Here is a 19,675-nt window from a genome sequence, read left to right on the forward strand (position 1 = left end):
TTATGAGCGATAGTGACGGCAAAAAGACATTGGGTCTTCGTGGCGGGGCACGCCCCGGGAATGTGAAACAGAGTTTCAGCCACGGACGCACCAAGAATGTCGTGGTGGAAACCAAACGCAAACGCGTCGTGGTCCCCAAGCCGGGCGCAAGCAAGCCGGGTGGCGGAGCTGCGCCTTCGGGTGATCCGTCGCGTCGCCCAGCGGGTATTTCTGACGCGGAAATGGCGCGCCGGATGAAAGCGCTGCAAGCGGCCAAGGCCCGCGAGGTCGAAGAGGCCGCTGAGCGTGAAGCGGCTGAAAAGGCGCGCGAGGAAGAACGCGCCCGTCGTCGTGCGGAACAGGAAGCCAAAGAGCGTGAACAGCGCGAGGCCGAAGAACGCGCCCGCGCGAAGGCCGAAGAAGAAGAGCGCAAGCGTCAGGAAGCGGAAGAAGCTGCCAAACGTGCTGCTGCTGCCCCCGCGCCGGAAGAGGTCAAGCCCGCGCGCGGCCCGGCCAACAAACCTGCACCCGCAGCCACCCCGCGCAAACAAGACCGTGAACGCGAGCAGCGTGGTCGTGGCAAAGGCCGTGATGACAACCGTCGTTCGGGCAAACTGACACTGGGTCAAGCCACCGGTGGCGAAGGCAATCGCCAACGCTCGATGGCGGCGATGAAGCGCAAACAAGAGCGCGCGCGCCAGAAAGCCATGGGCGGCCCGGTCGAACGGGAAAAGGTGATCCGCGATGTGCAACTGCCCGAGGCCATCATGGTCTCGGAACTGGCCAACCGTATGGCTGAACGCGTGGCCGATGTGGTCAAGTCGCTGATGCAGATGGGCATGATGGTGACGCAGAACCAGACCATCGACGCCGATACCGCAGAATTGATCATCGAAGAATTTGGCCACAAGGTCACCCGCGTCTCGGACTCGGACGTTGAAGACGTCATCAAAGAGGTCGAGGACACGGACGAAGATCTGAAATCGCGCCCGCCGGTCATCACCATCATGGGTCACGTTGACCACGGTAAAACCTCATTGCTGGACGCAATCCGCGACGCACGCGTTGTGGCTGGCGAAGCGGGTGGGATCACCCAGCATATCGGTGCCTATCAGGTGAAAACCGATGGCGGCACCACGCTGACCTTCCTGGATACGCCGGGCCACGCGGCCTTTACCTCGATGCGTTCGCGCGGGGCTCAGGTCACGGATATCGTGGTTCTGGTTGTGGCCGCCGATGACGCGGTGATGCCGCAGACGGTTGAGGCGATTAATCACGCCAAAGCCGCCGGTGTTCCGATGATCGTGGCGATCAACAAGATCGACAAACCCGAGGCAAACCCGGACAAGGTGCGTACTGACCTTCTGCAACATGAAGTGATCGTCGAAAAGATGTCGGGTGAGGTTCAGGACGTCGAGGTTTCGGCCATGACCGGCCAGGGCCTGGACGAACTGCTTGAGGCCATCGCGCTGCAAGCCGAGATTCTGGAGCTCAGAGCCAACCCCGACCGCGCTGCCCAAGGTGCCGTGATCGAAGCGCAGCTGGATGTGGGCCGTGGTCCCGTGGCCACCGTTCTGGTTCAGAATGGCACGCTGCATCAGGGCGATATCTTCGTTGTCGGTGAGCAATACGGTAAGGTCCGCGCACTGATCAATGACAAGGGTGACCGCGTCAAAGAAGCAGGCCCCTCGGTACCGGTCGAAGTTCTGGGCCTCAACGGCACGCCAGAGGCCGGTGACGTTCTTAACGTGACCGAAACCGAAGCGCAGGCGCGTGAGATCGCGGAATACCGTGAGAAAGCCGCCAAGGACAAACGCGCTGCTGCTGGTGCTGCAACGACGCTTGAACAGCTGATGCAGAAGGCCAAGGAAGACGAGAACGTGGCCGAGCTGCCGATCCTCGTCAAAGCCGATGTGCAGGGCTCTGCCGAAGCCATCGTTCAGGCTATGGAAAAGATTGGCAATGATGAGGTCCGCGTACGCGTGCTGCATTCAGGCGTTGGGGCGATCACCGAAACCGATGTGGGCCTGGCCGAAGCCTCTGGCGCACCGGTCTTCGGGTTCAACGTCCGCGCCAACGCATCGGCGCGGAACACGGCGAACCAGAAGGGTGTCGAGATCCGGTACTACTCGGTCATCTATGACCTTGTGGATGACGTGAAAGCTGCCGCATCCGGCCTGCTGAGCGCCGAGATCCGCGAAAAGTTCATCGGGTACGCCGAAATCCGCGAAGTCTTCAAAGTTACCGGCGTCGGCAAGGTTGCCGGCTGTCTGGTCACCGAAGGCGTTGCCCGCCGCTCCGCCGGCGTCCGCCTGCTGCGCGACAACGTGGTGATCCACGAAGGCACGCTGAAGACGCTGAAACGCTTCAAGGACGAAGTGGCCGAAGTTCAGTCAGGCCAGGAATGTGGTATGGCGTTTGAGAACTACGACGACATCCGTCAGGGCGACGTGATCGAAATCTTCGAACGCGAAGAGGTCACGCGCACACTGGATTGATCCGGTCTGGTGAGTGAAATGTAACGCAGCGGCCCTTTGGGCCGCTGTTTTTTTGTGGGGTGCCGGGTGCTGGCCAGCCTTTGGACGAGGCTAGCAGTGGAACAAATGAACTGAGGTCTAGGCCTTGGGCTGATTTGCGGGACAAAGCGGCCAATGGTTGAATGGTGAGCAAAGGCCGCTTTGCGAGGTACAGGTTTTCGAGTCGAACACTATTCGGTTTGTGATCTAGCCAGAACCACTTTGAAAGTGGCACCGAATTCGATCCGGCCATCTGCTTTTCGGTAAGCTGCGATGGCCGAGCGATGCGCCTTATCCACCGTATCTTTTCCTGCCAAGCTTATTGCTTTGGCCGCGACACCCGATGCAGCAAGGCCCGCGATTGCCGCCGGTTCGTTAGGGTAGCTCCAAGGACTCTCGACATCGAATACATCGTATGCGTCAAACCCGCCTTTCTCTACGAACTGCCGCAACGTGCTGTCATCAGACAAAGCAAATGGGCCAGGTGCGTTGGGTGGCGGCGGCGGCAAAAGCGGCTTTAGGACTGTCACCACTTCAGCTGCCTCCATACCTTTCGGGTCGCCCCAAGTCGCGATAGCTATTGTGCCACCGGGCGCAAGGACGCGATTTACCTCTGACAAAGCCTCGGCGACATCCCCGGCATATTGGATTGCGTTGAAGCTTGTCACCAGATCAAAGCTGTCGCCAGGGAACGGGAGTTCCTGCAAATCCCCTATGTGAAAGGCGGCTGCAGGTAACCGAGACTGGGCAATATCGATCAATGCGCTTGATGCATCGAGACCAGTCACCACCGCCCCCAGAGCGCTGGCCTTTGCTGCCGCCATTCCCGCCCCGCAGCCAATATCAAGATATCTGGTCCCCTCGCTCACGCCAGTTCGCTCAAGAACCGCATCAAATACGGGAGCGATTGAGGCTTCCTGATACTTGGCCCAATCCTGCGCCCGGTGGCCCCACAACTCCCCGTTGGTGATCCCAGTCATGTTGGTGTTCTGTGTCATCGTATTTTCCTCACATTGCGATGACCAACACAACCATGGCGCAGTCCTATCAGAGTAGTGCGTGGGAAGTACTGACGCTGGTACTTCAGACGTACTAGCCCAAGTGCCTTTGCTGGGTATTATGGACGCTGAGGAGTTTCTTATGAACGTCAAACCATACGGTCTTCTATGCCCGATTTCACGCGCCAGCCAATTGCTGGAACCTCGATGGACTATTCCAATCCTGACTGAGATTTGGGCCGGAGCCACCAGGTTCAACACGTTGCGGCGACGCCTTGGCAGCATCTCCCCCGGCGTTCTGTCTCGGCGACTTTCCGAAATGGAGCGCAATGGTCTGGTGGAGCGTGTCAAAGATAATGCGACTGGTTCTGTAGACTACTTTCGCACGCCCAAGTCCGAAGCTCTGGAACCGGTCATCAAGGCGCTCGGTGTCTGGGCGCAACAGAATATTGAGGCAGAGGTCGCTCTCGCTGGAACGCTGGCCTCGCCGATGATGTGGAAATGTCAAAGCGTCCTCCAGGTAGATGCTCTGCCTGACAAGCGGTCAGTAATCCGCTTTCATTTCAGAGACGAGCCAACAGACTACGACACATTTTGGTTTCTGGCCCAGCGAGGAGCGCCTCCTGAACTTTGCGTTCACGATCCTGATCTGGATGTTGACCTGTATGTGGAAACTACGTTGGTCGCGATGGGCGGAATCATAATGGGACGCACCACATTGGCCAAAGAGACTGAGCGGGGGTCATTTTTTCTGAGTGGTGATCCACGACTGGCTCGGACATTCCAAAACTGGCTGCCCCCCGCACCCTTCGCGAAGGTTCCTCGCATCCTCCCGCTGAACCCGGAGTAACAGCGGACATTCGCTTAGCGTGCAGCATTTGGGAGGTATGGGCTCCAAGCAACATTGCGACATCTCGGATCGCGCCAGCTGCGAAAAGTCGCTCCGGTACGCGCGAACCAGGCTATTCCGCGGCCCAGCCTCCGACGGCTTTGACCTCAAGGAAGTCTTCCAGACCCCAGACCCCGCCTTCGCGGCCGTTGCCGGATTGTTTCATGCCTCCGAATGGCGCACCTGCGCTGCGGGATTGGCCGTTCATTTCGACCATGCCGGACCTTAGGGCGCGGGCCATGCGGTTGGCGCGGTCTCCGTCTTGGGTCTGCACATAGTTTGTCAGCCCGTAGGGCGTGTCATTGGCGATTTCGATGGCCTCTTCTTCGGTGTCGAAAGGGATCATAGTCAGGACAGGGCCAAAGATCTCTTCGCGGGCGATGGTCATTTGGTTGGTGGCGTCGGCAAAGACGGTCGGGCGCACGTAATAGCCTTTGTTTAGTCCATCAGGGCGACCGGTGCCTCCGGCCACAAGCCGCGCGCCCTCGTCGATACCTTTCTGGATCAGGTTCTGAATTTTGGTCCATTGCAGCTCATTTACCACCGGGCCGATATGGCGCCCTTCGTCCGAGGCCGGACCGACCGAGACCTTATTGGCCACCTGCGCGGCGGTCTCGACGGCCTGATCGTAAATCGGGCGCTGGACCAGCATGCGGCTGGGGGCGTTACAGCTTTGGCCGGTGTTGTTCATCATATGTAGCACACCGCGTTTCACCGCCTTTTCATCGGCATCGGCAAAAACCACATTTGCGCCTTTGCCGCCCAGTTCCAGATGCACTTTTTTCAGTGTATCTGCGGCATTTTTGGAGATCGCGGTGCCTGCCCGGGTCGAGCCGGTAAAGCTGATCATGTCCACATCCGGGTGCGCCGAAAGCTGTGAGCCGACACCCGCGCCATCACCATTCACAAGGTTGAAGACGCCCGCGGGGAAACCGGCCTCATCCATCATTTCGGCAAAGATCATCGCGTTGAGCGGGCTTTGTTCAGAAGGTTTCAGCACCATAGTACAGCCCGCAATGGCCGCAGCTCCAACCTTGAGCGTGATCTGATTCATCGGCCAGTTCCAAGGCGTGATCAGAGCGGCCACGCCCACCGCCTCGTAGATGATCCGGTCATTGGGCGCATGATCGCCCAACGGGCGTTCGAAGGGGAAGGCTTTGGCCGCGCGAATGAAGTTTTTCAGGTGATAGATGCCCGCGCCCGACTGCTGGTTGCGGGCCATGTCGATGGGCGCGCCCATTTCCAGTGACATGGCTTGGGCCAGATCCTCGGATCGGGTTGCGTATATATCGACCAGCTTTTCCACCAGCGCGATCCGGTCTTCGACCGGTGTGGCCATCCAGCCCGGCAAAGCGGCTTTGGCGGCGGCGACCGCGGCATCTGTGTCCGCTTGACCACCCAGAGAGATCACGGCGCAGGGTTCTTCGGTAGACGGGTTGATCACTTCGAAATCTTGAGACACCGACGGGGCCACCCAGGCACCATTGATATAGAAGTCACGCTTTTCGATCATGGTCAGTCCTCCTGATCCGAGATTTAGCCGACCATACGGTCGGTTTTGTGGGCTACTCTGTCAGGAGACCCCGGGGCAGGCAAGATGAAATCGGAGAGGTGTTTCACTTTCACTGATGCCTGAAATTTGACCGTGGGGTGGGGATCAATGGTTTAACCTGTGGTCAAAGTGATTAAGTTTGCGGCATCCGACTCGCCTTGCGTCTCAAGAAAGGAGAACACCATGGGTTTGCGTATCAACGACACCGTCCCGAATTTCACAGCCGAAACGGACCAGGGGACCATTCAGTTCCACGACTGGATTGGTGATAGCTGGGCCATTTTGTTTTCGCACCCAAAGGATTTCACCCCTGTCTGCACCACCGAGTTTTCGGCGGTAGCGCAGTTGAACGATGAATGGGCCGCGCGCAACACCAAGGTGATTGGCGTGTCGGTTGACGGTGTCGAGGACCACAAGAAGTGGAAGAAAGACATCGAAGCCTATGGCAATGCCAATCCGGGCTTTCCGATCATTGCCGATGATGGCTTGGCTGTGTCCAAGGCCTTTGACATGCTACCCGCCGAGGCCTATTTGCCCGACGGTCGCACCCCTGCCGACAGTGCGACGGTTCGGTCGGTCTTTATCATCGGGCCAGACAAACAGCTGAAACTGTCGATGACCTATCCGATGACTGTAGGTCGGAATTTTGCCGAAATCCTGCGTGCGCTGGATGGGTTGCAGATGTCGTCCAAAGGCGTCGCGACCCCGGCCAATTGGGTTCCGGGCGAGGATGTGATCATCCCGCCTGCGGTGTCGAACGAAGACGCCAAAGCCAAGTTTGGCGAGTTCGAGACGATCTTCCCATATCTGCGCAAGACCAAGGCGCCGTCGTAAAGGTCGGTCCGGGTCAGGGGGGCTGTCAGCCCCCCATCGCGCCCAGCAGGCGCAATCCCCCCCGAGGATATTTTTAGTCAGATGAAGCAGGTGGGCGTTGCGGATGCAGGTGGAGCTTTGCCCTGTACAGCGCGCGTTTGACTTCGCGAGTCAGCTTGTCTGACATCGGCGGTTTGGTTTGAATCGTCGAGCCGCCGATCTCTTGCGCGACTTCCCTGTTGCCGCTGCCTTGCAACGCGTGAATGGGCTGACCAGTGATCCAGTGCATTTGCAGGAACGTGTCGACCGGGCGGTCGATCTGATCTGTAGCGGCGAGCAGGCGTTCGGCGGCGCGGCGGCCAACCAATTGGCACACGCATTGCAGACCGATCACCTTGGGCAGGATCAGACGCAAGTCATCTTTCTCAGCCAGGACTTCAGCAGGTACTTCGCGTTGTTTCACCGGAATTCGAATATAATGATCAGGCGTTGCAATCGGGGTCAGCAGGTCAAGCGCTTTAGCCAAACGATCAGGGTCTAACCTCAGGTCATCTTCCGTGATGATGGCCAGATCGATGTGATTTTCGACCATCTTGCGCCAAATGGCACGATGGCTTTCGAATACACCGATTTCCGCAGGTTTGAGCGGAAACGGGTAGTGCGGGCGGTGGAGTGTTCCGGGAAATACATCCACGCTTGCAATCTGTTGTGGGTCCCGTCCATTCACAGCCTCAAACAGCTCCGCGTTCGGCAGTTGCGCGCACAGGCGATCAGCATTGGCGCGACGTGCGGTGCTGGAAGACATATGGATGACGAATGAGCGCATGCCCCCGTGCATAAAACACGGGGGCAGAGGAGGGAAGTCGCCTTGTTGTCGGGTTCAGAAGTTGTAGCGCAGGCCGAAATTGATGCTGAACGTGTCCAGATCATCCTCGACCGAGCCGGTGGATGCGCCGTTTGGGGCGAGACGTTGGGATGAAACATCGAAAGCGCGGGCATAGCGGGCATCCACGGTGAACGCGGTTGTGGCCGAGATGTCGTAGGCGACACCGGCGATCAGCTGGGCTGCGAAATTGGTGTCGCTGTCATCCAGTGAAACGCCTGGGCCATAGTTGATGTCGATATCGGAATAGGTCGCGCCCAAGCCAAATCCTGCATAAGGGGTCCAGTCGCCTTCGCGCTTGAAGTCAAACAGGACGTTGGCAAAAAGCGAGGTTTGCGTGATGTCGCCTGACACATTGCTTTCACCGGTTGGACCGTTGCTGGAAAAGTTGACGCCGTCGACGTCATTGTCACGGTAGGACAGTTCCAGTTCGATCCGGGTGCCAACCGTTTCGTTTGACCATTGCGGGATTTCTTTGCCGATGGCAGCGCCGAGGCCAAAGCCCGAGTCAAAGTCGGTGTCGACAGATTGGCTTGCGCCGTTGACAGAGCCCTTGAAGATGCTGTCCTGCAGCTGGCTATAGCCCAAAAAGCCCTGAACATAGAGCCCATCATTCAAGCTTTGCGCTGCAAGGGCTGAGGCGCTGAGCGAAAGGACACCTGCGGTCAGAAGAATTCGAGAGATCATGTTCACGTCCTTTATTTCATTGGGCTTTCCCCTCAGATGGGGGATGGCGAAGCCAAAGGAAAGACGCGCGGGATTCACGTTGTGTCACAGGTTGTTGGGCCGGTGTGAGGGCACAAATCCGTGACTGATCTTGACCAGGCTTAGGTTAAGGATGTCACTGGCTTGAAACGGTGTCCGGCAGCAACTCTTCAACGAAAAAACTGAGGAGCTGCAAACGGCCAGTGACACCGGCTTTGCGATAAACCGCGGCGCTTTGGGCTTTGATTGTGCCCTCTTTGGTTTGCCGCAGCTGGGCGATCTCGGCAATCGAGAGACCTTTGAGCGACAGCATCGCCACGTCTCGCTCGGCGTTACTGAGCTTCCACTCGGTAAATTGCGCTTCGATGATCTGCGCGAAGGCACCCTGGGCCACACCCAATTGGCGCTGCAGGTCGCGGACGCGTTTGGCCTGTTCCCGGATCAATGTGACGGTGGCCATCAACCCTGCGATCAGAGCCAAGGACAGAAACAGTTCGAACCCGTGCAAATGGCGAAAACCAGGGCTTTCACCTCCGGTCCAGTCCATCGCGGCATCGGTCAGGAAGAAGGTGGCGCAGACCGCCTGCACCACCAGAAGGAGCCAAAGCAAAGACGTTTGCGAGATCTTCATAGGGCCCCTTTTTCAACATGCGTTCAGTCGTCGTCCTGCTCCAATTCGATGGCGGTCACGACACCTTCTGTTTCGGACAGAACCAGTTCAGTTTCCACACCATCTTTGCTGAGTTCAACCTCGATCTCGCCATCTTCGAACTCGATCTCTTCGATGACATAGCCTTGCGCTTCCAGCGCCGCACGGATTTCGGCCTCATCCGTACCCAGCTTGTCGCCGAGCCCGACATTGGCCAAAGCCAGGGCGGGGACGGCTGCAATCAATCCGGCAAGTGTCAGCATTTTCAGGTTTTCCATATCGCATCTCCTTTTTCGCGTTTCGATGCCATTGAGCTGGGGGCGGGGCAGGGTGGTTGCGATTGGATTTTGGTTGAAATGAGCCGGATTGGACTAAGGTTTATGTCGGTTTTCATTCCAACCGCTGCCCGAGTAGGAGATTGGAAGACTCTTGATGTTCAGTATAATATATTGTTATTTTAAGATTTATCGGCTTTGGGTTTCATGTGGCGGTGGCTATGTTCCGCGGCGTTTTTGAAGAAAGCCCGTCCTGCGGACAAAGCTATCATTTATCGCAAGTCCAGAAGCCCGGATAATCCGTCACCAGACCACTACTGTTAGTTGTGAGGTCCGAACGAAACTGATGAGCTGGCGAGCCGTATTCATACGAAAACTGAGACCGCCTCAGGTAATACTGCTCAAGAGGCTTTAGCTGCCAATCAGCAGTATCAAGCCACCCTGCTACTCCTTGCGCTTTTTGGCCCACATCAAGGTTTAGCCGCCTTATTGCGGTGGTGTTCGTCGCGGGTGTAAATCCCAGATCAATATCTATGGAACCGCGAACACTTTCGGCGACGCTTCCATTGAGAATCCATGTGCCGCTGGCCTTGCGTATAATTTCAATGCTCAGGTTGGTCTCACCGGCCCAGCCTGAAACGTAAACCGCTTGCGTTTTCCAATCCGCGTCATGGCGCACTTCATAATTGATGCTGGTCGCGGTTTGCTTTTCTAAGAAAACTGTCGTCCCTCTCAATGCCCATCCATCATCCAATTTTTCAAGACGACAGGCATCATGACCTCGAACATCCAATCTTTGCCAAAGTATGCAAGCAGTGCGCATATGCCGAACCTTTGTAACCGTGCCTTCGAATCCAAATAATGTTGGCACGCTCTATTATGGGCGACAACAGCGGCAGTTTGGGCCATCTCACGGCGCCACGCGAATACGCGATTTGTTGTATCTTTGGCTCGTGAGTTAGTGGCAAAATCGCCCAACCCTAAAACCACCGCCTACCGCGTGCCCGACAAAAACGTCTTTGGGTGCATGATGATGTCGAAATGCTGCATGCCGCGTTGCAATTCGAAACTCACCGAATGCCCGGCCTTGCGCAGGGCTTCGGCGTATTCACGGCTTTGGCGGATGAATTCGGGTGTGTCGTGTTCGGCCACCGTCACGTGATAGTGCGGGCCGGGGGTGGGGAGGTGCAGGATCGGAGACAGGTCGTGAATGTCGACGGGGGTCAATTGAAGGGGCTCGTTCACCGATACAAGGCTGATCGGTTCCAGATCAAAAACGCCGCTGATCAGAATAACCTCGCGCAACCGCAGCCCTGCTTTGGCGAGCGCGTCGGCGGATGTGGCCATCACCATGGCGGCCAGATGCGCGCCGGCGCTGTGGCCCGACAGGGTGATCCTACGCGGGTCTATGCCCAGCGCCTGAGCCTCTTGGGCGAGCCAGAGCAGAGCATCGCGACATTCCGAGATCATCTGAGGCAAACGGGCATCGGGGGCCAGCGTATAGTTCAGTGTCGCAAAACTCTGCCCGGCATCAACGATTGCCGGGGCCATCACGGCCGAGTCGCGCTGGCTGAGCGCGCGCCAATAGCCACCATGTATGAACACATGTAACGGCGCATTCGCATCGCGCGCTGGAAAGAAGTCAAGAACCTGCATGGGCGCGTCGCCATAGCGCAGATTTTCGCGCACTGTATTGTCTGCCCGGGCCTGCGCGCTGAGGGCGGCATAGCTGGCCAGATAGGGGGAGATGTCGCCCCCGACCATCGAGCTTGGGGAATAGGCCTGTTCAAGTTCGTCTTGCGAAAATCCGCGATACAGCATGGGGTGATTTTGGCTCCGCTGGGTTGCCCTGTGCCTTATGTTTAGAGGGCACTTCACGGGTTTGCCAACCGCTTAGCGCCAGTCCAGAACCACCTTGCCCGATTGGCCGGACTTCATCGCTGCGAACCCTTGGGCGAAATCATCCACGGCAAAGCGATGGGTAATGACCCGGCTGACATCCAGACCGTTCTGCAACATGGCGATCATCTTGTACCAGGTCTCAAACATCTCGCGGCCATAGACGCCTTTGATGGTGATGGCCTTGAACACGATCTGCGACCAATCCACCGGCGACGTGCCGGGTGGGATCCCCAGCAAGGCGATCTTACCGCCCATGACAAGGGCTTCGACCATCTGGTCGAGCGCCGCTTGTGAGCCTGACATCTCAAGCCCGACATCAAAGCCCTGCGTCATGCCGAGTTCCGTGATGACGTCGGGCAGTGCTTCTTTCGCCACATTCACGGTGCGCACGGTTGGCACCACGTGTTCGGCCAGGGTCAGGCGGTCGGCGTTGATATCGGTGATCACCACATGCCGCGCCCCGGCATGGCGGGCGACAGCGGCGGCCATGATCCCGATGGGGCCGGCGCCTGTGATCAGTACATCCTCACCCAGCAGATCGAAACTCAGCGCGGTGTGCACAGCGTTGCCCAGCGGATCAAGGATCGCTCCGATCTCATCAGGAATGTCATCGGGCAGTGGGACAACGTTAAAGGCTGGCAGCTTCAGATATTGCGCAAACGCGCCTTGTTCATTCACACCGATGCCGCGCGTGCCCGGGTCAAGGTGGAACTTGCCTGCGCGGCTTTGACGGCTGTCTGGAGTGATCAGATGCCCTTCGCCCGAGCAGCGCTGGCCAATGTTCAACCCGGTGACGTTGCGCCCGATCTCGACAATCTCACCGGCGAACTCATGTCCGGTGATCATCGGTACAGGAACGGTTGCGGCGGCCCATTCATCCCAGTTCCAGATATGGATATCGGTGCCGCAGATCCCGGTTTTGGTGACGCGGATCAGAACCTCATCCGGTCCGATTTCGGGCACTGGAGCCTGTACCATCCACAGACCTTCCTTGGGCTTGGACTTTTCGAGCGCTTTCATCGTGTTGGGTTTCATGGGGTCACTCCCACAGATCGGTGGACAGGTATTTCAATCCGCTGTCACACATGATGATGGCAACGCAGCCGCCTCTTTCTGTCCCGCGCAGCAGTTGAATCGCGGCGGCCAGGTTGGCCCCGGCGGAGTAGCCCGCGAAAATGCCTTCGGTCCGCGCCAGCAGCCGTGCGCAATCGCGGGCTGCGTCGCCAGAAACAGAGAGGTGACCGGCCAAAACCGTTTCATTCAGATGCGCCAGTTCGCTCATCGCGTAACCGCCGCCTTGAATGGGATGATCCGGTGCGTTGATGGGTTCCCCGGCCAATGCGCGGGCCCCTTCCGGCTCAACCGCATAGCAGTTCACGCCGCGCGGTGTCAGGTATTCCGCTGCTCCTGCCAGTGTGCCGCCCGAACCGGCGAAGTCGCAGAAGGCGGTGACAGCGCCGCCTGATTGGTCCCAAATTTCGGGCCCGGTGCCTGTTGCGTGGGCCAAGGGGTTTCCGACATGGCCAAACTGATCTGCGCGAAAGGCGTTCCGTTCCTGCGTGATCCGTTGTGCCGCCTCGTCCACCAGGGCCAGATCAGCGCCCGAAACTTCGCCGGGTTTGCTGCCATCGGCCTGCGGTACGATCACAACCTCGGCCCCCAAGGCGCGCATCATTCGGGCGCGTTCGACCGAATTTCCTGCGCTCATCACCGCGATGAAGGGATGGCCCAGAATGCCGCAGACTATCGCCAGACCGGTTCCCATATTGCCCGAGGTCAATTCGACCACGGTTTGCCCCGGGGCCAATGTGCCGTCCGCGCGCGCCATTTCGATGATCGCTTTGGCGGCACGGTCCTTCTTGGAAAATCCTGGCAGCAAATAGTCGAGCTTGGCCAGAATGCGGCCGTCCAGGACAAGCTGCTGGCTCAACCGAGTCAACTCGACAAGCGGCGTGTTTCCAATTGCGTCGATGACAGAGGGCAGGATCACGAGATCACACCAAGCGCTTTGCCAACCTTGCCAAAGGCCGCCAGGGCGCGGTCCAGTTCATCTTGAGTCAAAGCGGCGTTCATCTGAGTACGGATCCGGGCCTGCCCGCGTGGAACAACCGGGAAGAAAAAGCCCGACACATAAACGCCCTCGTCAAACAGGCGCGAGGCCATCTCTTGCGCCAGCGTTGCTTCGCCCAGCATCACTGGGATGATGGGGTGTTCACCAGGCAAAAGGTCAAAGCCAAGGGCCTCTAGCCCCGCGCGCCAATATTTTGCATTGTCGAACAGCTGCGCGCGCAACTGCTCACCATGTTCAACCAGTTGGATCGCCTCCAGCCCGGCAGCAACGATCGAGGGCGGCAGCGAGTTCGAAAACAGATAGGGCCGCGCCCGCTGCCGCAGCAGGTCGATCACTGGCTGCGGCCCTGCGATATAGCCGCCGATTGCTCCCCCCAGTGCTTTGCCCAAGGTTCCCGTCAGAATGTCGACGTCCACACCGAAGTGATCTGGTGTTCCTGCACCGCGTGGCCCCATGAAACCAGTGGCGTGGCAATCATCGACCATGACAACCGCGTCATATGTGTCGGCCAGTTCGCGGATCTTGGGCAGATTGGCCAAATAGCCATCCATCGAAAACACGCCGTCCGTGGCAATCATGATATGCCGCGCACCATCAGCGCGCGCTTGTTTGAGCCAGGCTTCGAGGTCGTTCATGTCATTGTTCATGTAACGATACCGTTTGGCCTTGCACAGGCGCACGCCGTCGATGATCGACGCATGGTTCAGACTGTCCGAAATGATCGCATCTTCCGGGCCTAACAAAGGCTCGAACAGACCTCCATTCGCATCGAAACAGGCAGCAAAGAGGATCGCGTCGTCCTTGTTGAGAAACTGCGCCAGCTTCTGTTCCAACTCACGGTGAATATCCTGCGTGCCGCAGATGAAGCGGACCGAGGCCATGCCGAACCCTTTGGGTTCCATCGCGCCCTTGGCCGCGTCTATCAGCGCCGGGTGATCGGCCAGACCCAGATAGTTGTTGGCGCAGAGGTTGATTACGCGACGGTCGCCCACCGTGATCTCTCCGCCCTGGGGCGAGGTGATCATGCGTTCGTGTTTATAAAGCCCCTCGGATTCGATTTGCACAAGGGTGTCCGCAATGTGGGACAGGAATGCATCTGCCATGGCGATCTCCGTTCATCTGAGTCGCGTATCTAACATAACGGATGGATTTCCCAAATAGGGGATGTTCGTAATTACGGAAAAGTTTCCGTGAAGGCGGAAATCTGCCGTGTCAGGCGTTCTTGACGATCAGAAAGACCCGCGCCGGGCCACCAAGTGATGCGATGGAGTGGGCAACATCCGCATTATAACGGGCAGTGTCGCCTTGCGTCAGTTCTGAGGTTGCGTTGCCTGAAGTGACGCTCACGTCACCTTCCAACACAGTCAGCTGTTCCTGCGCGCCGCGCATATGCGGTTGGCTGTGCAACGCGCCACCTGTGTCGAAACGGATGTCATAGACCTCGTGCCCCCCCGCTTCTTCAGGGGGTGAGAGAATGCGGATCCGACAGTTCTGCCCCATATTGTCGATGCTGGGCACTTCGGCTTTTCTGAGCACCTCGATCTGGTCTTCGGCTTTGGTGCCATCCAGCAGCCCGGCAAAGTCCACTTGCAAGGCGCGTGTCAGGTTCCACAATGTCGATATCGTTGGGCTGCTTTCACCGCGCTCGATCTGGCTGACCATCGAGCGTGAGACACCGCTGAGATTTGCAACCGCCTCAAGGGACAGCCCTTTGGCGCGGCGCGCCTCTTTTAGTCGGGCGGGCAAAAGGTTCAGGATATCGTCTGTGTCTTCCGTCATGACGGAATCCATGCGTGTTGCGTAACGTAATGTCAATTCCGGTCGTGACAGCTCACGGAATATGCAGATCATGTTGCAAGAGCAAAACGCGCAGAGTTTGGAGGAGAAAACATGACGGATGTAGTAATTCTGGATGGTGCGCGGACCGCCATCGGCACGTTTGGTGGCGCTTTGTCTTCGACAGCCCCGATTGATCTGGCGACAGTCGCGACCGAGGCAGCACTGGAACGGTCTGGTGTTCAAGGCGCGCAGATCGGGCATGTTGTATTCGGTCACGTCATCAATACCGAGCCGCGCGATATGTACCTGTCGCGGGTCGCTGCGATGCAGGCGGGCATTCCCAACGGAACGCCTGCAATGAATGTGAACCGGTTATGTGGATCGGGCGCGCAGGCGATTGTTTCGGCGGTTCAATCGTTGATGCTAGGCGATGCCGAGTTTGCCGTGGCAGGTGGGGCCGAAAGCATGTCGCGCAGTCCGTATATCGTGCCGCAGGCGCGCTGGGGCGCAAAGATGGGGGATGTGACCTCATTGGATATGATGCTGGGCGCGTTGAACTGTCCCTTTGGCACTGGTCATATGGGTGTGACGGCGGAAAATGTCGCGGACGAGCATCAGATCAGCCGGGAACAGATGGATGCGTTTGCGTTGACCAGTCAGAGCCGGGCAGCGGAGGCGATTGAGGCCGGGTATTTCGACACCCAAATCGCGCCGGTGCAGGTCAAGGTCAAACGCGACGTGGTCGATTTCAAGGTGGATGAACATCCCAAAGCGACCACGGCTGAGGCACTGGCCGGTTTGCGTCCGGTGTTCAAGAAAGACGGGCGCGTGACTGCGGGCAATGCATCGGGCATCAACGATGGTGCGGCAGCGATGGTTCTGGCCACGGCGGATGCGGCAGCGAAGGCCGGTTTGAAGCCTAAAGCGCGCATTCTCGGTTATGCCCACGCGGGTGTTCGGCCTGAGGTGATGGGCATTGGTCCCGTTCCTGCGGTACAGAACCTGTTTGCCAAGACCGGCTTGTCCGCCGATGATTTCGATGTGATCGAAAGCAACGAGGCCTTTGCCGCGCAGGCTTTGGCGGTCAATCAGGAACTTGGACTGGACGCTGCCAAAGTGAACCCGAACGGGGGTGCGATTGCCTTGGGGCACCCGGTTGGTGCGACCGGCGCGATCATCACCTTGAAGGCTCTGTATGAACTGGTGCGTATCGGAGGCTCAAAAGGGCTGATCACCATGTGTATTGGCGGTGGTCAGGGGATAGCGATTGCCATAGAGCGACTTTGATCCGCCTGTTTAGGAAGGGGGCTGTCCGCCCCCCTTCACGCTGAGGGAGTGTTTCCCCGCGAGGATATCTTCAGCCAGACAAAGCAAACGGGTTGGGTTTATCCGAGTGTCATGATCAACAGTGTTGCGACGACGCCCGCGGCAGCGCCGATGAACGCCGGTAGCAGGGTCGCGCCAAGCCCCTTGCCGCTGGGGTCGTCTTTTTGGGTTTGGGCGATCAGGGCGTCTTCGACCAGCGCAGGCAGGCGTGGGCCGAACCGAGCCAGTACCAAAGCGGTTTTGCCAAAATCGCGGAGCGCCGCGCGCGGGCCTATCGACTGTTTGATATAGTCTTCGACCACAGGGCGCGCGACCTCCCAGATGTTGATATGGGGGTCCAGCGAACGGGCGACGCCTTCGACCACCACCATCGTGCGCTGCAGCAGGATCAGCTCGGTGCGGGTCTCCATGCCGAAACGCTCGGTGACCTCGAACAGATAGTTCAGAAGGCGACCCATCGAGATATGGGTGGCGTCCATGCCAAAGATCGGTTCACCCACGGCGCGCAGGGCGCGGGCAAATTCGTCGACGTCCTGGTTGGCGGGGACATATCCAGCCTCGAAATGCACTTCGGCGACGCGTTTATAGTCGCGGCGGATGAAGCCAAAGAGGATCTCGGCATAGACCCGGCGGGTGTATTCGTCGATATGGCCCATGATGCCGTAGTCATACGCAATGATATCCCCATTGGCCGCGACCTTGAGGTTGCCCTGGTGCATATCGGCGTGGAAATAGCCATCGCGCAGGGCGTGCAGCAAGAATAGGCGCAGAACGCGTTGGGCCAGGTCGTGGCGATTATGGCCAGCCGCATCCAGGGCGTCATTTTCGCCCAACGGGATGCCATCTGCCCAGCTGAGTGTCATCACCCGGCGGGCAGAGAGGGACCAGACCACCGGCGGCAGCCAGAACCCTGCATCATCCTTGGTGTTTGCGGCATATTCCGAGGCTGCGGCACTTTCCAGGCGCAGGTCCAACTCACCTCGGACCACGCCGTCGAAATGCTCGATCACTTCCATCGGGCGCAGACGGCGGGCCCCGGGGGCACAAAGCTGAACGATGCGGGCTGCGAAATAGAACGCGTCGACATCTTTGCGGAAGGCGCGTTCGATGCCCGGGCGCAGCACTTTGACCGCAACATCCTCGCCGGTGCTGACCAGCTTGGCCTTGTGTACCTGCGCGATCGAGGCGGCTGCGATGGGTTCGCTGAACTCGCTGAAGATGTCCGAGACGGGCTGACCCAGCTCTTTCTCAACTTCGGCCATGGCCTTGGCTTTGGAGAAAGGAGGCAGCTTGTCTTGCAACACGCGAAGTTGTTCGGCCAGTTCATCCCCGACCACATCGGGGCGGGTCGAGAGCACCTGTCCGAACTTGATGTAGGCCGGGCCCAGAGCCGTGAGCGCGCGGGTGGCCGGAGGCATTGACGGGTCGCCTTTGTAGCCCAGCCATTGGAACGGTTTGCCCAACGCATGCGCCACGATCCGCAAGGCGCGCGGGGCCTCGAACGCGTCCAACACCACGTTCATGGCGCCGGTGCGCTCCAGCGTGGCGCCTGTGCGGATCAGGCGGATGATGTTGTGGGGGCCGCGCATTCAGATCTTCCAACCGGAATGCAGCGCCGCGATGCCCATGCTGAGATTGCGGTATTTGGCGTTTTCAAATCCAGCGGCTCGGACCATGCCCAGAAAGGTATCCTGGTCGGGGAATTTGCGGATCGATTCCACCAGATACTGATAGCTGTCATAGTCGTTGGCGATCAGTTTGCCCATGTGGGGAATGACGTTGAAGCTGTAGAGGTCGTAGAGCTTTTGAAGTCCATCATTGGGCAGTTGGCTGAACTCCAGCACCATCAGGCGGCCACCGGGTTTCAGAACGCGATATGCCTCATTCAGAGCCTCTTGCGGGCGGGTCACGTTCCGGATGCCGAAAGAAATCGTATAGACGTCAAAGCTGTTGTCGTCGAAGGGCAGGGCCATCGCGTCGCCGACCACCCAGTTCAGGCTATCGGCCATCTGGTCGGCTTCGGCGCGCTGGCGGCCTTCGACCAGCATGGGTTCGGTCAGGTCCAAAACGGTGGCGTGGCCGTGGCCCGCGCGTTTGAGAAAGCGGAAGGAAATGTCGCCGGTGCCGCCTGCCACATCCAGCAGGTGCTGACCGGGGCGCGGGGCCAACCAATCCATCATTGCGTCTTTCCAGACCCGGTGAATGCCCATCGACATGACATCATTCATCACGTCATATTTCGAGGCGACCGAGTTGAATACGCCTTGCACCCGCCCGGCCTTTTCAGCCTCGCGCACGGTTTCGAACCCGAAATGAGTGGTCTTGTCGTTGCTGTCGGACATTTGCCTTGCCGTTTGTCGAATTTCGCCTCTGTTATAGGGCCATAACAGGCGGGCACAATGCGGCCCTTTGGAACAGGAGCCAAGTCATGCCCGAATTGCCCGAGGTCGAGACAGTAAGGCGCGGTCTGATCCCGGCGATGGAAGGGGTTGTGATTGCGCGGGCTGACGTCAATCGCCCAGATCTGCGCTGGCCTTTCCCGGACCATATGGCCGAACGGCTGACGGGCAAGCGGGTGGAGCGGTTGCGGCGACGGTCGAAATATATTCTGGCCGATCTCAGTAGTGCAGAGACATTGCTGATCCATCTGGGCATGTCGGGGCGGATGACGGTCTCGGGGGATCCTTTGGGGCAGTTCGTGCATGATCATCCCGCCAAGCAAAAGCATGACCATATGGTGTTCCACATGGCCAATGGTGCGCGCATCACTTTCAACGACCCGCGTCGCTTTGGCGCGATGGATCTGCTGCCAACCGCAACGGCGGAGCAGCACAAGCTGCTGTCGGTTCTGGGGCCTGAGCCTTTGGGCAATGATTTTCATGAGCAGCATCTGATTGAGGCGTTTAAAGGCAAGAACTCACCGGTCAAATCGGCCTTGCTGGATCAGGGAATCGTTGCGGGTTTGGGAAATATCTACGTCTGCGAAGCCCTTTTTCGCGGCAAGGTGTCGCCACGTCGCAAAGCAGGGCAGATTTCTGCGGCGCGTATTGCGGCGCTTGTGCCGATCATTCGGCAAGTGTTGCAGGATGCCATCGAAGCGGGCGGATCGTCCCTGCGCGATTTCCGCCAAGCTGATGGAGAGCTTGGATATTTTCAACACAGCTTTGACGTGTATGGGCGCGAAGGTGAACCCTGCCGCACCGCAGGATGCGGTGGGACGATCAAGAGAATCACCCAGTCTGGTCGCTCATCCTTCTATTGTGCGCAATGCCAAAGATAACTTGATCCGACGAAATCAGATGATAAGGAATCGTATCTGAACGGAACAACCGGAAGCT

The 19,675-nt window shown here is 58.4% G+C and carries 19 protein-coding genes; 5 read left to right on the forward strand and 14 right to left on the reverse strand.

What is annotated here, in order from left to right; translation table 11 throughout:
- Positions 1 to 2: 2 nt before the first annotated feature.
- Entirely contained in the window at positions 3 to 2,477 is a 2,475-nt protein-coding gene (gene infB, locus GOV38_RS07330; RefSeq protein ID WP_171208628.1) for a translation initiation factor IF-2, read from the forward strand.
- A gap of 209 nt (positions 2,478 to 2,686) precedes the next feature.
- Here the strand turns inward: infB and GOV38_RS07335 are convergent, their stop codons facing one another.
- A complete protein-coding gene (locus GOV38_RS07335; protein WP_171208629.1) occupies positions 2,687 to 3,493 on the reverse strand; it encodes a class I SAM-dependent methyltransferase in 807 nt (268 codons plus the stop codon).
- A 142-nt stretch (positions 3,494 to 3,635) separates the two neighbouring features.
- Here GOV38_RS07335 and GOV38_RS07340 point away from each other — a divergent pair, with 142 nt between their 5' ends.
- A complete protein-coding gene (locus GOV38_RS07340; RefSeq protein ID WP_171208630.1) occupies positions 3,636 to 4,343 on the forward strand; it encodes a helix-turn-helix domain-containing protein in 708 nt (235 codons plus the stop codon).
- Positions 4,344 to 4,455: 112 nt separating this feature from the next.
- Here the strand turns inward: GOV38_RS07340 and GOV38_RS07345 are convergent, their stop codons facing one another.
- The gene (locus GOV38_RS07345) at positions 4,456 to 5,895 is read right to left on the reverse strand and encodes an aldehyde dehydrogenase family protein (protein WP_171097898.1); all 1,440 of its coding nucleotides are present in this window, start codon (positions 5,893 to 5,895) and stop codon (positions 4,456 to 4,458) included.
- Between the two features lie 222 nt (positions 5,896 to 6,117).
- Here GOV38_RS07345 and GOV38_RS07350 point away from each other — a divergent pair, with 222 nt between their 5' ends.
- Positions 6,118 to 6,768, forward strand: coding sequence for a peroxiredoxin (locus GOV38_RS07350; protein WP_171097899.1), 651 nt, complete (start codon positions 6,118 to 6,120; stop codon positions 6,766 to 6,768).
- A 73-nt stretch (positions 6,769 to 6,841) separates the two neighbouring features.
- Here the strand turns inward: GOV38_RS07350 and GOV38_RS07355 are convergent, their stop codons facing one another.
- The 10 genes from GOV38_RS07355 to GOV38_RS07400 form a co-directional block, all read right to left on the reverse strand.
- Positions 6,842 to 7,573: a glycosyltransferase family 25 protein gene (locus GOV38_RS07355; protein WP_171208631.1), complete on the reverse strand. Its 732-nt coding sequence runs from the start codon at positions 7,571 to 7,573 to the stop codon at positions 6,842 to 6,844.
- Positions 7,574 to 7,627: 54 nt separating this feature from the next.
- Positions 7,628 to 8,317 (reverse strand): outer membrane protein, encoded by a 690-nt coding sequence (locus GOV38_RS07360; RefSeq protein ID WP_171208632.1) that lies wholly within the window; start codon positions 8,315 to 8,317, stop codon positions 7,628 to 7,630.
- Between the two features lie 154 nt (positions 8,318 to 8,471).
- Complete coding sequence (locus GOV38_RS07365) at positions 8,472 to 8,966, reverse strand: LuxR C-terminal-related transcriptional regulator (protein ID WP_171208633.1); 495 nt, start codon at positions 8,964 to 8,966, stop codon at positions 8,472 to 8,474.
- Positions 8,967 to 8,989: 23 nt separating this feature from the next.
- The gene (locus GOV38_RS07370; protein WP_171133615.1) at positions 8,990 to 9,262 is read right to left on the reverse strand and encodes a PepSY domain-containing protein; all 273 of its coding nucleotides are present in this window, start codon (positions 9,260 to 9,262) and stop codon (positions 8,990 to 8,992) included.
- A gap of 265 nt (positions 9,263 to 9,527) precedes the next feature.
- Positions 9,528 to 10,082 carry a putative glycolipid-binding domain-containing protein gene (locus GOV38_RS07375; RefSeq protein WP_171208634.1) on the reverse strand — a complete coding sequence of 185 codons (555 nt, stop codon included), beginning with the start codon at positions 10,080 to 10,082 and terminating at the stop codon, positions 9,528 to 9,530.
- 170 nt (positions 10,083 to 10,252) lie between these two features.
- Complete coding sequence (locus GOV38_RS07380; protein ID WP_171208635.1) at positions 10,253 to 11,080, reverse strand: alpha/beta hydrolase; 828 nt, start codon at positions 11,078 to 11,080, stop codon at positions 10,253 to 10,255.
- Positions 11,081 to 11,152: 72 nt separating this feature from the next.
- Complete coding sequence (tdh, locus tag GOV38_RS07385) at positions 11,153 to 12,181, reverse strand: L-threonine 3-dehydrogenase (protein WP_171208753.1); 1,029 nt, start codon at positions 12,179 to 12,181, stop codon at positions 11,153 to 11,155.
- 19 nt (positions 12,182 to 12,200) lie between these two features.
- Complete coding sequence (locus tag GOV38_RS07390; protein ID WP_171208636.1) at positions 12,201 to 13,151, reverse strand: cysteine synthase family protein; 951 nt, start codon at positions 13,149 to 13,151, stop codon at positions 12,201 to 12,203.
- The gene (locus GOV38_RS07395) at positions 13,148 to 14,335 is read right to left on the reverse strand and encodes a glycine C-acetyltransferase (protein ID WP_171208637.1); all 1,188 of its coding nucleotides are present in this window, start codon (positions 14,333 to 14,335) and stop codon (positions 13,148 to 13,150) included. The genes GOV38_RS07390 and GOV38_RS07395 overlap by 4 nt, the downstream gene beginning before the upstream one ends.
- Positions 14,336 to 14,444: 109 nt before the next feature.
- Positions 14,445 to 15,011: a helix-turn-helix domain-containing protein gene (locus tag GOV38_RS07400; protein ID WP_171097917.1), complete on the reverse strand. Its 567-nt coding sequence runs from the start codon at positions 15,009 to 15,011 to the stop codon at positions 14,445 to 14,447.
- A gap of 111 nt (positions 15,012 to 15,122) precedes the next feature.
- Between GOV38_RS07400 and GOV38_RS07405 the strand changes: the two genes are divergently transcribed.
- Positions 15,123 to 16,298 carry an acetyl-CoA C-acyltransferase family protein gene (locus tag GOV38_RS07405; RefSeq protein WP_171208638.1) on the forward strand — a complete coding sequence of 392 codons (1,176 nt, stop codon included), beginning with the start codon at positions 15,123 to 15,125 and terminating at the stop codon, positions 16,296 to 16,298.
- A gap of 98 nt (positions 16,299 to 16,396) precedes the next feature.
- Here the strand turns inward: GOV38_RS07405 and ubiB are convergent, their stop codons facing one another.
- Entirely contained in the window at positions 16,397 to 17,926 is a 1,530-nt protein-coding gene (gene ubiB, locus GOV38_RS07410) for a 2-polyprenylphenol 6-hydroxylase (RefSeq protein WP_171208639.1), read from the reverse strand.
- A complete protein-coding gene (gene ubiE, locus GOV38_RS07415; RefSeq protein ID WP_171208640.1) occupies positions 17,927 to 18,679 on the reverse strand; it encodes a bifunctional demethylmenaquinone methyltransferase/2-methoxy-6-polyprenyl-1,4-benzoquinol methylase UbiE in 753 nt (250 codons plus the stop codon).
- Between the two features lie 86 nt (positions 18,680 to 18,765).
- On the opposite strand from ubiE, the gene mutM reads away from it, so the two are divergent.
- Positions 18,766 to 19,617 carry a bifunctional DNA-formamidopyrimidine glycosylase/DNA-(apurinic or apyrimidinic site) lyase gene (gene mutM, locus GOV38_RS07420; protein ID WP_171208641.1) on the forward strand — a complete coding sequence of 284 codons (852 nt, stop codon included), beginning with the start codon at positions 18,766 to 18,768 and terminating at the stop codon, positions 19,615 to 19,617.
- Positions 19,618 to 19,675: the final 58 nt, after the last annotated feature.

It is taken from the genome of Ruegeria sp. HKCCA5839 (genome assembly GCF_013035585.1).
Lineage (GTDB): Bacteria > Pseudomonadota > Alphaproteobacteria > Rhodobacterales > Rhodobacteraceae > Ruegeria.

Excerpts from the sequence above, each read along its gene's own strand:
- infB (WP_171208628.1), top strand. The coding sequence starts at position 3 with ATGAGCGATAGTGACGGCAAAAAGACATTGGGTCTTCGTGGCGGGGCA.
- GOV38_RS07335 (WP_171208629.1), bottom strand. The coding sequence starts at position 3,493 with ATGACACAGAACACCAACATGACTGGGATCACCAACGGGGAGTTGTGG.
- GOV38_RS07340 (WP_171208630.1), top strand. The coding sequence starts at position 3,636 with ATGAACGTCAAACCATACGGTCTTCTATGCCCGATTTCACGCGCCAGC.
- GOV38_RS07345 (WP_171097898.1), bottom strand. The coding sequence starts at position 5,895 with ATGATCGAAAAGCGTGACTTCTATATCAATGGTGCCTGGGTGGCCCCG.
- GOV38_RS07350 (WP_171097899.1), top strand. The coding sequence starts at position 6,118 with ATGGGTTTGCGTATCAACGACACCGTCCCGAATTTCACAGCCGAAACG.
- GOV38_RS07355 (WP_171208631.1), bottom strand. The coding sequence starts at position 7,573 with ATGCGCTCATTCGTCATCCATATGTCTTCCAGCACCGCACGTCGCGCC.
- GOV38_RS07360 (WP_171208632.1), bottom strand. The coding sequence starts at position 8,317 with ATGATCTCTCGAATTCTTCTGACCGCAGGTGTCCTTTCGCTCAGCGCC.
- GOV38_RS07365 (WP_171208633.1), bottom strand. The coding sequence starts at position 8,966 with ATGAAGATCTCGCAAACGTCTTTGCTTTGGCTCCTTCTGGTGGTGCAG.
- GOV38_RS07370 (WP_171133615.1), bottom strand. The coding sequence starts at position 9,262 with ATGGAAAACCTGAAAATGCTGACACTTGCCGGATTGATTGCAGCCGTC.
- GOV38_RS07375 (WP_171208634.1), bottom strand. The coding sequence starts at position 10,082 with ATGCGCACTGCTTGCATACTTTGGCAAAGATTGGATGTTCGAGGTCAT.
- GOV38_RS07380 (WP_171208635.1), bottom strand. The coding sequence starts at position 11,080 with ATGCTGTATCGCGGATTTTCGCAAGACGAACTTGAACAGGCCTATTCC.
- tdh (WP_171208753.1), bottom strand. The coding sequence starts at position 12,181 with ATGAAAGCGCTCGAAAAGTCCAAGCCCAAGGAAGGTCTGTGGATGGTA.
- GOV38_RS07395 (WP_171208637.1), bottom strand. The coding sequence starts at position 14,335 with ATGGCAGATGCATTCCTGTCCCACATTGCGGACACCCTTGTGCAAATC.
- GOV38_RS07400 (WP_171097917.1), bottom strand. The coding sequence starts at position 15,011 with ATGACGGAAGACACAGACGATATCCTGAACCTTTTGCCCGCCCGACTA.
- GOV38_RS07405 (WP_171208638.1), top strand. The coding sequence starts at position 15,123 with ATGACGGATGTAGTAATTCTGGATGGTGCGCGGACCGCCATCGGCACG.
- ubiB (WP_171208639.1), bottom strand. The coding sequence starts at position 17,926 with ATGCGCGGCCCCCACAACATCATCCGCCTGATCCGCACAGGCGCCACG.
- ubiE (WP_171208640.1), bottom strand. The coding sequence starts at position 18,679 with ATGTCCGACAGCAACGACAAGACCACTCATTTCGGGTTCGAAACCGTG.
- mutM (WP_171208641.1), top strand. The coding sequence starts at position 18,766 with ATGCCCGAATTGCCCGAGGTCGAGACAGTAAGGCGCGGTCTGATCCCG.